This window comes from Methylocystis sp. JR02, from assembly GCF_030063565.1.
Classification (GTDB): Bacteria; Pseudomonadota; Alphaproteobacteria; order Rhizobiales; family Beijerinckiaceae; genus Methylocystis; species Methylocystis iwaonis.
On the sequence record NZ_JASIRC010000001.1, the window covers coordinates 379,257 to 392,640 of the forward strand.

12 protein-coding genes are annotated in these 13,384 nt (G+C 65.0%); 3 read left to right on the forward strand and 9 right to left on the reverse strand.

All coding sequences use genetic code 11. The features are described 5' to 3' along the window. Positions 1 to 98: 98 nt before the first annotated feature. The 6 genes from recQ to carB all read right to left on the reverse strand — a co-directional run bounded on the left by recQ (position 99) and on the right by carB (position 8,877). Positions 99 to 1,898, reverse strand: coding sequence for a DNA helicase RecQ (gene recQ / locus QNA11_RS01675; RefSeq protein ID WP_283481711.1), 1,800 nt, complete (start codon positions 1,896 to 1,898; stop codon positions 99 to 101). Positions 1,899 to 2,511: 613 nt separating this feature from the next. Next, positions 2,512 to 2,751 (reverse strand): CDGSH iron-sulfur domain-containing protein, encoded by a 240-nt coding sequence (locus QNA11_RS01680; RefSeq protein WP_283481712.1) that lies wholly within the window; start codon positions 2,749 to 2,751, stop codon positions 2,512 to 2,514. Positions 2,752 to 2,767: 16 nt separating this feature from the next. Next, on the reverse strand, positions 2,768 to 3,733 hold the full coding sequence (gene trxB / locus QNA11_RS01685) for a thioredoxin-disulfide reductase (RefSeq protein ID WP_283481713.1): 966 nt from the start codon (positions 3,731 to 3,733) through the stop codon (positions 2,768 to 2,770). 65 nt (positions 3,734 to 3,798) lie between these two features. After that, positions 3,799 to 4,815 carry a mitochondrial fission ELM1 family protein gene (locus QNA11_RS01690; protein ID WP_283481714.1) on the reverse strand — a complete coding sequence of 339 codons (1,017 nt, stop codon included), beginning with the start codon at positions 4,813 to 4,815 and terminating at the stop codon, positions 3,799 to 3,801. A 29-nt stretch (positions 4,816 to 4,844) separates the two neighbouring features. Continuing rightward, positions 4,845 to 5,324, reverse strand: a complete 480-nt coding sequence (greA, locus tag QNA11_RS01695) for a transcription elongation factor GreA (protein ID WP_202072651.1) — start codon at positions 5,322 to 5,324, stop codon at positions 4,845 to 4,847. A gap of 217 nt (positions 5,325 to 5,541) precedes the next feature. Next, a complete protein-coding gene (gene carB / locus QNA11_RS01700) occupies positions 5,542 to 8,877 on the reverse strand; it encodes a carbamoyl-phosphate synthase large subunit (RefSeq protein ID WP_283481715.1) in 3,336 nt (1,111 codons plus the stop codon). A gap of 579 nt (positions 8,878 to 9,456) precedes the next feature. On the opposite strand from carB, the gene QNA11_RS01705 reads away from it, so the two are divergent. After that, complete coding sequence (locus QNA11_RS01705) at positions 9,457 to 9,759, forward strand: c-type cytochrome (protein WP_202072653.1); 303 nt, start codon at positions 9,457 to 9,459, stop codon at positions 9,757 to 9,759. After that, positions 9,759 to 10,133, forward strand: a complete 375-nt coding sequence (locus QNA11_RS01710; protein WP_283481716.1) for a GtrA family protein — start codon at positions 9,759 to 9,761, stop codon at positions 10,131 to 10,133. The genes QNA11_RS01705 and QNA11_RS01710 overlap by 1 nt, the downstream gene beginning before the upstream one ends. A gap of 142 nt (positions 10,134 to 10,275) precedes the next feature. Here the strand turns inward: QNA11_RS01710 and hemF are convergent, their stop codons facing one another. The 3 genes from hemF to QNA11_RS01725 all read right to left on the reverse strand — a co-directional run bounded on the left by hemF (position 10,276) and on the right by QNA11_RS01725 (position 12,530). Continuing rightward, positions 10,276 to 11,187 (reverse strand): oxygen-dependent coproporphyrinogen oxidase, encoded by a 912-nt coding sequence (gene hemF, locus QNA11_RS01715; protein WP_283481717.1) that lies wholly within the window; start codon positions 11,185 to 11,187, stop codon positions 10,276 to 10,278. Between the two features lie 59 nt (positions 11,188 to 11,246). Continuing rightward, positions 11,247 to 11,939, reverse strand: a complete 693-nt coding sequence (locus QNA11_RS01720; protein WP_283481718.1) for a hypothetical protein — start codon at positions 11,937 to 11,939, stop codon at positions 11,247 to 11,249. A gap of 105 nt (positions 11,940 to 12,044) precedes the next feature. Then, positions 12,045 to 12,530, reverse strand: a complete 486-nt coding sequence (locus tag QNA11_RS01725) for a tRNA (cytidine(34)-2'-O)-methyltransferase (RefSeq protein WP_283481719.1) — start codon at positions 12,528 to 12,530, stop codon at positions 12,045 to 12,047. A gap of 280 nt (positions 12,531 to 12,810) precedes the next feature. On the opposite strand from QNA11_RS01725, the gene petA reads away from it, so the two are divergent. Then, positions 12,811 to 13,344: a ubiquinol-cytochrome c reductase iron-sulfur subunit gene (gene petA, locus QNA11_RS01730; RefSeq protein WP_283481720.1), complete on the forward strand. Its 534-nt coding sequence runs from the start codon at positions 12,811 to 12,813 to the stop codon at positions 13,342 to 13,344. Positions 13,345 to 13,384: the final 40 nt, after the last annotated feature.

Here is a 13,384-nt window from a genome sequence, read left to right on the forward strand (position 1 = left end):
TCGAAGGACGAGGCCGCCTCGGAGATTTGTCAACAAACTGGGCCGATGGGCTGCCCTGGATTGCTTCGCTTCGCTCGCAATGACGGGCTCGGCGCAGTTTACCGCAAAGCCTCCTCCAGCGCCTCCAAGAAGGCGTCGCCATAGCGCGCGACTTTTCTTTCGCCGACGCCATGCACCGTCAGCATTTCATCGAGCGTCGCAGGCCGCTTTTCGGCCATGTCGATCAGCGTGCGGTCGGCGAAGATCACGTAAGCGGGCACGCCTTCCTCCTGCGCGAGCTCGCGCCGCTTGCGTTTTAAGGCGGAGAGGATGCGGTCCGTCGCCTCGTCGAGATTGGCGGCTGCTTTCTCGCGCCGCTCGCGGCGCCGCAAGGGATCGCTGCGCAGCAGGATGGTTTCGCGGCCGAAGAGAATATCCTCGCCTTTGGGCGTCATTGCGAAGCCGCCATGTTCCGCGCTCGCCGTCCGCAAGGCGCCGGCGGCGAAGAGCTGGCGCAGGATCGAGGCCCATTCGGTCTTGGAATGTTCCTTGCCGACGCCGAAGGTCTTGATCGCGTCGTGGCCGTGGCGGCGCACGGTTTCGGTTGCCTCGCCCGTCAACACATCGGCGATATGGTTGGCGCCGAAGCGCTGGCCGGTGCGATAGACAGCCGAAAGCGCCTTTTGCGCGGGAATGGCGCCGTCGAAGACGGCGACTTTGCCCTGGCAGACGTCGCAGCTCCCGCAGGGGCCCGCTTCCTCGGCGAAATAGGCGAGCAGCGTCTGACGGCGGCAGCGCGGCGTCTCGCAGAGCATGGCGAGCGCCGAGAAGCGATCGTGCTCGATGCGGCGGCGTTCCTCGTCGATATCTTTCGCGTCGATTTGCCGACGGCGAAAGGCCATGTCGTCGAGGCCGTAGAGCGTCAAAGTATCGGCGGGCAGGCCGTCGCGTCCGGCGCGGCCGATCTCCTGATAATAGCTTTCGACCGATGACGGGATGTCGGCATGCGCCACGAAACGCACGTCCGGCTTGTTGACGCCCATGCCGAAGGCGATGGTCGCGACGGCGATGACGCCGTCCTCGCGCAGGAAGCGGTCGCCATTGCGGTTGCGCGTCTCCTGGGCGAGCCCCGCGTGATAGGGCAGCGCATCATAGCCCTGCCCGGCGAAATAGGCCGCGAGGTCCTCGGTGCGCTGGCGCGACGAGCAATAGACGATGCCGCTTTCGCCCTTGTGGCGTTCGAGAAAACGCGACAACTGCCGGCGCGGCTGATCCTTCAACGCGAAATTGAGCGCGATGTTCGGCCGGTCGAAACTATGCAGGAAGAGGCGCGGCGGCGCGGGGAAGAGGCGGCGCGCAATGTCGTCGCGGGTCGCGGCGTCGGCGGTGGCGGTGAGACCGACGACCTGGATATTGCCCAGCGCCTCCGCGGCGCGGCCGATCTCGCGATATTCGGGGCGAAAGTCGTGCCCCCATTCCGAGACGCAATGGGCTTCGTCGATGGCGAGGCGGCGGGGCCTGGCGCGCTTCAGCTCCGCGAGGAGGCCGTCCATCATCAGCCGCTCGGGCGAGACGAAGAGAAGCCGCAGCCCGCCCTCGCGCATGGCGCGGCGCGCCTCCTCGTTTTCTTCCGCGCCGTTCATCGAGTTGAGCGTCGCGACGCCGACCCCGAGGGCGCGCATCTGGCGCACCTGATCCCGCATCAGCGCGATGAGCGGCGAGACGACGACAGTGAGCGCCTCCTCCATGATCGCCGGGAGCTGATAGCACATCGATTTGCCGCTGCCGGTCGGCATGACCGCGAGCACCGGGGCGCCGTCGAGCACAGCCGCGATGATCTCCGCCTGACCGGGGCGGAAATCGTCATAGCCAAAGACGGATTTGAGCAGCGCGCGGGCTTGCGGGGGGAGGGAAGGCATGCCGACGGCATAGCATGGGCGAGGCGGCCGGGGCTAATGGGGCAGGCTCGACTTGTCGAGCGCGATTTCGAATGAGGAGGTTTTCGATGACGCAGCGCCGCCGCCGGATGCGATCTCCGGCGTTTACTCCCGGTCAAGCTATCATACGAGATCCGCTCGATTGGGTCGGCGCCATCCCCGACGCTCGCGCCGTTTGGACACACAGGGACTCACCCCCGTCATTGCGAGGAGGCGAAGCCGACGAAGCAATCCAGGGCCGCATCGCCGCGCTGGATTGCTTCGCTTCGCTCGCAATGACGGGCACTGAGCAGAACCAGCGCTTTTGTGGCTCTGGATTCCCAGTCGGGCTTTCAGCCCGCCAGGATGCCCCCCAACGCGAGCTGTTCAAACCGAAATGCAATCAAACGGCTGAGCGAAATCAGCGCATCATGTGCCGTAGCGCTTCATAGAAAGCGACGTCCGCGGCAACCAGCATCAGACCGATCACCGCCGCCTGTGCGATATATTTGAAGTCGCGCCCGATCCGCATATCGCGCTCCCGCCGGTTGCGGCCGGAGGTAGCGGACGAATGGATGACGGCAAGCCGGTTTGGGCTCGCGCGCGCAATTTATGCTTACAACTCTTTATGCGCTCCATCGCAAAGCGGCTCCTTCTTCGTGGCCTTGCAGCCGCAGAAGAAAGCCTTGCCGGTCGCTTCTGCCTTGTAGGCGACGGGCTCGATCCCCGTGCCCTGATGGGCGCCGTCGCAGAACGGCTGCTTTGCGCTTCGCCCGCAGGCGCACCAGTAATAGGTCTTGCCGGCCTCGACCTCGACCGGCATGGCTTTCTTCTGGAAGACGACGCGTTCGGTCATGTCTCTCTCTTGATCTCTACACGGCTTCGGTCGTGAGCGCGGGAGCGTCGAGCAGGAATTTCTCCGTCTCCAGCGCCGCCATGCAACCGAGCCCCGCGGCGGTCACCGCCTGCCGATAGACTTCATCGGCCACGTCGCCAGCCGCGAAGACCCCCGGGATATTCGTGCGGGTCGAGCCCGGCTCGACCGCGATATAGCCCGAGGACTTCAATTCGAGCTGGCCCTTGAAGAGCTCCGAGGCGGGCGCATGGCCGATGGCGATGAAGACGCCGTCGGCGTCGATTAGCTGCGTCTCGCCGGTTTTTGCGTGTTTTACCCGTGCGCCGGTGACGGAAAGCGGGCCTTCTGTGCCGACCACCTCGTCGATCACATGCTCGAAGAGCACGGTGACATTCGCCTGCCTGTGCAGCCGCTCCTGCAGCACCCGCTCTGAGCGCAGCGTATCGCGCCGATGCACGAGGGTGACATGGGAAGCGAGGTTGGAAAGGTAAAGCGCTTCTTCGACGGCCGTATTGCCGCCGCCGACGACGATCACCTTCTTGCCGCGGAAGAAGAAGCCGTCGCAGGTCGCGCAGGCCGAGACGCCGAAGCCCTTGAATTTCTCTTCGCTCGGGATGCCCAGCCATTTCGCTTTCGCGCCCGTCGAAATGATCAGCGCGTCGCAGGTGTAGGTCGCGCCGCTGTCGCCGATGAGCGTGAAGGGCCGCTTGTCCAGGCGGGCTTCGACGATATGGTCGGAGACGAGCTTCGTTCCGACATGCTCGGCCTGCAGGCGCATCTGCTCCATCAGCCAGGGGCCCTGGATGGGCTCGGCGAAGCCGGGGTAGTTCTCGACCTCCGTCGTGATCATGAGCTGGCCACCCTGCTCGAAGCCAGCGATGAGCATGGGCTCCAACATGGCGCGCGCCGTATAGATCGCCGCCGTATAGCCGGCCGGCCCTGAGCCGATGATGATGACGCGCGCATGGTTGGGGGCGGACATGGGGGACTCTCGGGTTGCGATGCAATTCACTCTTTCCGCCAGCGGAAAGAGGGGAGGGCGGCAATCTAGCGATTATGCGCCGCGCCGCAACTGCGCTGCTTCGCGAGGAAAGCGGCGTAGTCTTTCTCGATCCGCCGCGCGATCATCGGCGTCGAATTGATCGGCTTATATGTCCAATCCTCGAAAGGCCCCCGCCAGATACGGATGGCGCCCGCGCCTTCGAGCGCGGCGAGATAGGCCTTGATTTTTCGCCGGATCACGAAGGGTTCGAGGACATGAACCGGAACGCCGGTCGCCGCCGCCTCTCCAACCATATTGACGCTGTCGCCCGTCACGACGATGCGGTCGGCGTTCGCCAGCATGGAAAAATAGGGATTGGCGCCTTCGCCGTCCCAGAACCAGCCCCCGGGCGCAGAGAGAGCTTGCCGTAGCGCGGCGGCGATTTCTGGCGGCGTGCGGCGGGAGGCGGTCGCCATCACGCCATAACCGGCGTCGAGAAGCGTGCTCGCGATGAAATCGAGATCGTAAAGAAGCCCCTCGGCGCTGCCGACGAGCATGGCGACGCGCGGGCGGGGCAAGCCGGCGATACGCGGGTCGGGCGCCGCGCGGGCGGCGGCGAGCCGCTCGGGGGTGATACGGTTCGGGGGCGTGATCGGCGCGACGACATTCGGGCCTGTGAGCCTGTCATGGCGGGGGGCGACGATGAGGTCCGCCGTCTTCAGGCCCGAGGCTGGGGCGTTGAGATAGACGGTGAAGGTCCGCCCGCCCGAGCAACGCTTGAGGCGCCGCAGAGCGGGGATGGTCCGCCGGCCGGCGGCGATGGCGATGTCCGGGTAGGGCGGCGCATAGGCTTGCGCGTCCAAAGGATCAGGCGGCCCGAAAGGCGCAACAAGCTCATAGAGCCAGCGGGGGGCGATGCGGCGGATGTCGGGGGTTAGCCCGAGCGCTTCGGCGACGCCGAGCGTCTGGGCTTCATGTCCGGCGCGGCCGTCCGCGAGGATGCGGAGCGTCGGCTGCGCCGGCGCTGCTTCGACTTTTCCGGTTGCGGCGAGAGGGGGTGGGCGAGAGCCGGAGCCGGCCACGAATTCTCCTGGTCCCGCCACAATGCCCTTTACGAAACGAAGGCGACCTTCAAAATCTCATAGCTCTTGCCGCCGCCGGGGGTCTTCACTTCCACGGTGTCGCCGACGGTCTTGCCGATCAGCGCCCGGGCGATCGGGCTCGAAATGGACACGCGGCCGCTCTTCACGTCGGCTTCGGTCTCGCCGACGATCTGATAGGCTTTCTCCTCTTCGGTGTCCTCGTCGACCACCGTGACGGTTGCGCCGAATTTGATCGTCGTGGAGCCCGTGAGCTTGGAGATGTCGATGACCTCGGCGCGGGAGAGCTTGTCCTCGAGCTCCGCGATGCGGCCTTCATTCAGCGACTGCGATTCCTTGGCCGCGTGATATTCCGCGTTCTCCGACAGATCGCCATGGGCGCGCGCCTCGGCGATCTGCTGGATGATGCGCGGGCGGTCTTCCTGCTGACGACGGCGCAATTCCTCTCCGAGCGCCGCATAGCCAGCGGCTGTCATGGGCACCTTCTCCATTGGTCTCGCTCTTCGCCTTTCCGATCAATTGTCGGGGAATGTCTTCCTCGCCCCCGCGGGCCAAATGCGCCGGCGCGGGAAACCCCGAATCATATGTCCGATAGTCTTGCCGCGAAAGCGGCGCAGCGCCATGCCTTCCGAGCGCTTTTGGCGCGATATTCCGCCGCGCCAACGCCCGAAGGCGGCTTGGGAAGCGCGCCTTCTATCTTCCTTATCTTCAGCCGGCTGCGGGCCGGAAATAATCCTGCAGCGCCCGCGCCTCTAGATCCCCCGACACATAAGCCTTCACGCCCTGCGCCGCCGCGATCGCGCCGGCGAGAGTCGTATAATAGGGAACCTTATGCAGAAGCGCCGCGCGGCGCAAGGAACGCGAGTCGGCGAGCGCCTGCGCGCCTTCTGTCGTGTTGAAGACAAGCTGGATCGCGCCGTTCTTGATGGCGTCGACGATATGCGGCCGGCCTTCCGAGACCTTGTTGATCTTCTGCGCGGCGATGCCCTGCTCCTGCAGATAGCGGGCGGTGCCGCCGGTCGCGACCACGCTGAAGCCGATGTCCGTGAGCAGGCGGATGGCCGGGAGGATGCGCGGCTTGTCGGCGTCGCGCACCGAGACGAACAGCACGCCGCCGCGCGGCGCCTTGGTGCCGCCGCCGAGCTGGCTCTTCACAAAGGCCGCGTCGAAGGAAACGTCGAGGCCGATGACTTCGCCGGTCGAGCGCATCTCCGGGCCGAGCACCGTGTCGACGCCGGGGAAGCGCGCGAAGGGGAAGACCGCTTCCTTCACGCCGATATGCTTCGGCGGGGCGGAGGGCAGGGTGAAGGCCGAAAGCTTCTCGCCCGCCATCACGCGCGCGGCGATCTTGGCGAAGGGCGCGCCGACGACCTTGGCGACGAAGGGCACGGTGCGCGAGGCGCGCGGGTTGACTTCGAGGACGTAAATCTCGCCGTCCTTGAGCGCATATTGCACATTCATGAGCCCCACGACGCCCAGCGCCATGGCGAGGCTCTTGGTCTGCTCCTCCAGCGCGGCGATGGTCTCCGGCGTGAGCGAGCGCGGCGGCAGCGAGCAGGCTGAATCGCCCGAGTGAATGCCGGCTTCCTCGATATGCTCCATGACGCCCGCGATAGCCGCTTGCGCGCCGTCGGCAATGCAATCCACGTCGACTTCGATCGCGTCGGTCAGATAGCGGTCGAAGAGCAGCGGGTTTTTGCCGAGCACCATATTGATCTGCCCGGTCTTGTCATTGGGGTAACGCGTCTTGATCTCGGAGGGCACGAGGCTCGGCAGAGTCCCGAGCAGATAATCATCCAGCGCGCCGCTGTCGCGGATGATGGCCATGGCGCGGCCGCCGAGCACATAGGAAGGACGCACGACGAGCGGCAGGCCGAGCTCGCCCGCGACGATGCGCGACTGCTCGACCGAATAGGCGATGCCGTTCTTGGGCTGCTTGAGGCCGAGCTTGTCGAGCAGGCGCTTGAAGCGGTCGCGGTCCTCGGCGAGATCAATCGAATCGACGGGCGTGCCAAGGATGGGCGCGCCGGTTTTTTCGAGGCCATGCGCGAGCTTCAACGGCGTCTGGCCGCCATATTGGACGATGAGGCCAATCAGGGTGCCGTTCGACTTCTCGACGTCGAGAATCTCCGACACGTCCTCATTGGTCAGCGGCTCGAAATAGAGCCGGTCCGAGGTGTCGTAGTCGGTCGAGACCGTCTCGGGATTGCAGTTGATCATGATCGTTTCGAAGCCGGCGTCGGCCAGCGCGAAACAGGCGTGACAACAGCAGTAGTCGAACTCGATGCCCTGGCCGATGCGGTTCGGCCCGCCGCCGAGAATGACGATCTTCTTGCGATCGGAGGGGTTCGCCTCATTCGCTGGGACGCCGGCGAAGGGCGTCTCATAGGTCGAATACATATAGGCGGTGGGCGAGGCGAATTCCGCCGCGCAAGTATCGATGCGCTTATAGACCGGCCGCACGCCGAGCGCGTGGCGCGCCGCGCGCACGGCTGATTCTTCGAGCCCGGTGAGAGTCGCAAGGCGCGTGTCGGAGAAGCCGGCGAATTTCAGCTTGCGCAGATTCTCGGCGTCCGTCGGCAGGCCGAACTTCTTCACCTTCTCTTCGAGCGCCACGATCTCTGCAACGCGCGCAATGAACCAGGGGTCGATCTTGCTCGCCTCATGCACTTCGAGCTGGCTCATGCCGAGACGCAGCGCCTGGCCGACGACGAGCAGGCGATCCGGCGTCGGCGTGCCGAGCGCGCCGCGCAGGACGTTCATATCGTCGCCCTTGCCGAGCCCCTCGACCTCGATCTCGTCGAGACCGGAAAGGCCCGTCTCCAGCGAGCGCAGCGCCTTTTGCAGCGACTCGGCGAAATTGCGGCCGATCGCCATGGCTTCCCCGACCGACTTCATCGCGGTCGTCAGGACCGGCTCGGAGCCGGGGAATTTCTCGAAGGCGAAACGGGGAATCTTGGTGACAACATAGTCGATCGTCGGCTCGAAGGAGGCCGGCGTCGCGCCGCCGGTGATGTCATTGGCGATTTCGTCGAGCGTGTAGCCGACGGCGAGCCGCGCGGCCACCTTGGCGATGGGAAAGCCAGTCGCCTTCGAGGCCAGCGCCGAGGAGCGCGACACGCGCGGATTCATCTCGATAACGATCATGCGGCCGGTGCGCGGGTCGACAGCGAATTGCACGTTGGAGCCGCCGGTCTCGACGCCGATCTCGCGCAGCACAGCGAGCGAGGCGTCGCGCATGATCTGATATTCTTTATCGGTGAGCGTCAGCGCCGGGGCGACGGTGATGGAGTCGCCGGTATGCACGCCCATCGGATCGATATTCTCGATCGAGCAGACGATGATGCAATTGTCCGCCTTGTCGCGGACGACTTCCATCTCGTACTCTTTCCAGCCGAGGACGCTTTCCTCGATCAGCACTTCATTGGTCGGCGAGGCGTCGATGCCGCGCTCGACGATCTCGATGAATTCCGCCTTGTTATAGGCGATGCCGCCGCCGGTGCCGCCGAGCGTGAAGGACGGGCGAATGATGGCGGGCAGGCCGATGTCGTCCAGCGCCTCGAGCGCCGCGGCGAGCGTCTTGATGTGATGCGAGCGCGGCGTGTCGAGGCCGATCTTGGTCATGGCCTCGCGGAAGAGCTCGCGGTCCTCCGCCTTGTCGATGGCGTGCGCCGTAGCGCCGATCATCTCGACGTCGAATTTTTCGAGCACGCCCATCTTCTCGAGGGAGAGGGCGCAATTGAGGGCCGTCTGGCCGCCCATTGTCGGGAGCAGCGCGAAGCCGCCCGGAATGGCGTAGCGCTCCTTCTCGATGATCTTCGCGACAAATTCCGGCGTGATCGGCTCGACATAGGTGCGATCGGCCAGGTCCGGGTCGGTCATGATCGTCGCCGGATTGGAATTGACCAGAACGATCCGATAGCCCTCGGCTTTCAGCGCCTTGCAGGCCTGCGTGCCGGAATAGTCGAATTCGCAGGCCTGGCCGATGACGATGGGCCCGGCGCCGATGATCAGGATAGTCGATATGTCGGTTCTTTTCGGCATGTCGCTTCTTTGTTTCGCGCGGATAACGCGCTCAAGCCCCGCCCTCATCTCCGAGGAGCCTGCGAGGCAGGCGTCTCGAAACATGTGGACGGGGAGGGAATCGTCCTTGCGGCTTCCTCCGCTTCGGGACGGCCCCTGAAGGGGCCTCCTTGAGGCTGAGGGAGCCTTCGCCCGTCGGCGCGCCATGAGATGGGCGCGCATAAAAAAAGGCCGCGTTCCCGGCCTTTTGGACCAGCACGCGTCCCGAATGCCTGTCTTGCAGGCGGCGAGCGGGCGCGCCCGGCTCGAAAGTCGAGGTCTGTCTAGACGAGAATGACGCGAGTGTGAAGGGGCAGGCAAGGCCAGGCGCCGGAAGGTCGGCCGTCATTGCGAGCGAAGCGACGCAACCCAGAGCGTCATCTCGGCTCTGGATTGCTTCGTCGCTTCGCTCCTCGCAATGACGGGTCTTTCAGCGCGAAGCCTGTGGAAAAACCCCTGGTCCTCTGGCTCAAGTCCACCAGACGCCGCGACTCTGCCGGTCTTGCGCGGGCGCGCGCCTCCGGCTCATAAGCGGCGCAGAGCCCTTCGGAGAAAATTTTCATGAGGTCCATCGCCGCCTGCGCCGCGCTTCTCTGTCTTCTCGCCGCTCCTGCGCGCGCCGAGCCGAAATACGACCTCGCCAAGGTCGTCGCCGAATGCGCCGCCTGCCATGGGCCGGATGGGATCGGCAATGACGTGGAGATTCCCAATCTCGCAGGGCAGCACGACCGCTATCTTTACCTGCAGCTTCAGCACTTCAAGTCGGGCCGGCGCCCGCACAAGGAGATGCGCTACGAAAGCCGCCATCTGACGGACGAGGAAATGCAGGACCTCGCCCGCTACTATTCCCAGCTTCCGCGCTGATGGTCCGCCAGCTCGCGACCTATGCGTCGGTCGGCGTCGGCGCGACGCTCATCCATTATGCGATATTGATCGCGCTGGTGGAGGCGGGCGGCTGGGCGCCGGTGCCGGCGGCGCTGTGCGGCTATGTGGCCGGCGGCGTCGTGGCCTATGTCCTCAACCGCCGCCATACTTTCGCGAGCGACCGCCCCCATTCCGAGGCCGGCTGGCGCTTTGGGCTGGTCGCCTTTGTCGGCTTTTGCGTGACTTACCTGCTCATGAGCCTCTTCGTGGAGCGGCTCGGCGCGCCCTATCTGCCGGCGCAGGCCGTGACGACGGTGCTGGCGATGTTCGTGACCTATGCGCTCAACCGGGCGTGGACGTTTCGGGCAGGGTGAGGCAGGCGTAACGCCGTCATGCCCGGCCTTGTGCCGGGCATCCACGCCGGGCAGCGATGGCAATGTCTGAAGGAGGCCGGCGCGTTTGCCGCGTGGATGGCCGGGACAAGCCCGGCCATGACGGGGGTGAGGGCTGGGCAGGTTAAGGCCACTTCACGCTCGGCGGCATGGAGGAGAGGATCGACTCGACATTGCCGCCCGTCTTCAGCCCGAAAATCGTGCCCCGGTCATAGAGCAGATTGTATTCCACATAGCGGCCACGGCGGATGAGCTGTTCTTCCCGCTCCTCGGGCGTCCAGGGCACGGCGAAGTTGCGCCGCACCAGCTCGGGGTAGATCGCCAGGAAGCTCTCGCCGACGTCCCGGGTGAAGGCGAAGTCCTTGTCCCAGCCGCGGTTGGCCGGATCGCCCGCGCTATTGAGATAATCATAGAATATGCCGCCGATTCCGCGCGGCTCCTTGCGATGGGCGAGGTAGAAATACTCGTCGCACCACTCCTTGAAGCGCTTGTAGTCGGCGATGGGGTGGCGCTCGCAGGCGCCGCGCATGGCCGCGTGGAAGTCGACCGAATCCGGGTCCGTCTGCGTGCGGCGGGCGTCGAGCACGGGCGTGAGATCCGCTCCGCCGCCGAACCAGGCCTTGCTCGTCACGACAAAGCGCGTGTTCATATGCACGGCGGGGACGTTCGGGTTCCAGGGATGGGCGATGAGCGAAATGCCGGTCGCATAGAAGCGCGGGTCTTCGGCGGCGCCCGGAATCTGCTTGGCGAATTCCGGCTGGAAAGTGCCGAAGACCGTCGAGCAATGGACTCCGGCCTTTTCGAACACCCGCCCATGGATCATGCCCATGCGCCCGCCGCCGCCCGGAGCCCCATCGTGATTCTGCCGCTCCCAGGGGCTGAGCTGGAAGCGCCCCGGCGCGGTCGTCTCGGCGAAGGGGCCCGTCGCCTCATCTTCCAGCGCCTCGAAAGCGGCGCAGATGCGCAATTGCAGCGCCTCGAACCACTCGCGCGCTTCTTTCTTGCGGGCTTCGAGCTGGTCTTGCGCGGCGTTCATGAGCGTCTCCTTTTCGAGCGCTCAGAAACGCCGCGCGCCGCGCCTTGTCAAATCGGCGGTCAGTCGGTCGCGATCGTCAAATTCCTCCCTCGGCCGGGAGTTTGCGACGGCGAGGCGGCGGTCGTCAGCCCGATGGTCAGATATTCGACGATCGCGGTGCGAATGTTCCAGCCGCGGCCGGTCAGCGTCGCCCGATAGCAGGAGCGCGGCGCGCCGATCGTCCATTCTTTCTTTTCCGCCTTGGCAGTCGCCATGTCGCGCAGGACGGCGGCCTTGTCCTCGGGAGAAGCGGAGAGCGTCACGAAAGCCATGCGCTCCAATTGCTTGTCGATGAAACGCGACTCCTGCATCTCGTCGGTCGCGCGCTCGAAATCGCAAAGCTTGGTCTGGGCGCCCACATTGAGCAGCCGGGCGAACCATTCGGGCCGCAACTCGCGCAAATCCAATTTCAGCGTCGCCGCCTTTTCCCGATCGTCTTTTTCGAGCGTCTTGTAGATCGCTAAAGAGCCCAGCACGTCCGGCGCGCCGAAGACGACCTTCAGATTGACGAATTCGACGGACTGTACCTGATTGATGCGCCCGAGAAGATCGTTGAAGCTCGACTTCAGCGTCGGGAATTCGACGATGAGGAACACGACGCCCGCGCCGAAAAGGAGCGTCACGAGGACGCCGTTGAGAAATTTCAGCAGGCGTTCGCAAATATCCAGGGTCGACTGAACTTTTGGAGTCTGTTCTTTTCCGGCCTCAATCACTCTTGCCTCCCTAATCGCTCACGACTTGAAATTGGCGGTCGACGACAATCCTGCACGGCAGGCCCCCGCCCGATATGCGGCGGCGCGCAGGGAGGTAACGCTTGTTCACTCGGTTTGGTTGCCGCCGATCTGCCGCAACGCCTCGCCGATGACCATGGCCGCGGAAACCGCCACATTGAGAGAGCGCGCCTGGGGCCTCATGGGGATCGTGACGGCAAGGTCGGCCGCCGCGAAGACGTCGTCCGGCACGCCTGCCGATTCGCGCCCGACCATCAGAATGTCGCCGGATTCATATTTGCAGGCTGTGTAGGGCGCCTCGGCGCGGGTGGAGAGCAGGATGAGCCGCCGGCGCCGGCCCGCGGCGGTTTGTGCACTGCGCCAAGCCTGAAAGGCGTCGAAGGAGGCGTGCCGGAGAAGCGTCACGAGGTCGAGATAGTCCATGCCGGCCCGCCGGAAGGCGGCGTCGGTCACGGGAAAGCCGGCGGGGCCGATGATCGCGGCCTCGACGCCCAGACAGGCGCACATGCGCAGCATGGTCCCGGCGTTTTGGGGGATGTCTGGTTGATAGAGGGCGAGCGCGAGCGGCGGCATGAATCTCGATCCTGCGGAAAGTCAAAGCTTTGCGGCAAATCGCCGCGATTGTGCGCTGCGAAGGGAAAGAGCGAAAAATCCCGGCTTGCGCTTGTGGACATGATGGCGGAATGGCGCCACATAAGCCGCGCGCGGACGGGGTTCAACCGTTGCGCGCCGCATCGGCGCCGCCGCCACGGGCTAGCGCAAGCTGCGAAAAAGTGGAACGATTGTTTCGAGTGGAGCTTGCGCTTGCCAGCCGAGCGCTCTTTATTCGCAGCGATTGGGAAGAGGTCAGGGCGTGAGCAGCAAGAACGTCACAGAACATACGCCGGCCGAGCCGAGCCGCCGAGACATTCTCTATATCGCGACGGGCGCGGCCGCGACGGTCGCCGCCGGCGGCATGGTCTGGCCGCTGATCTCGCAGATGAACCCCGACGCTTCGACCCTGGCGCTGGCCTCCACGGAAGTGGATTTGTCCTCCGTCGCCGTCGGCCAGATCGTGACCGTCAAATGGCGCGGCAAGCCGGTCTTCGTGCGTCACCGCACCCCGGAGGAGATCAAGACCTCCGAGGACACGCCGCTCGCCGAGCTTCCCGATCCCGAACCCGATTCCAAGCGCGTCCAGAAGCCCGAATGGCTCGTGGTCATCGGCGTCTGCACCCATCTCGGCTGCATTCCGACCGGCAAGGCCGGCGAATATGACGGCTGGTTCTGCCCGTGCCACGGCTCGACCTATGACGTCTCCGGCCGTATCCGCAGCGGCCCGGCGCCCTCCAATCTCGAGGTGCCGCCCTACGCTTTCGTCAGCGACAAGAAAATCAAGATCGGATAGGCCGCGCGCCTTTCCGCATTTCTCGCGTCCTTCGTCGCCA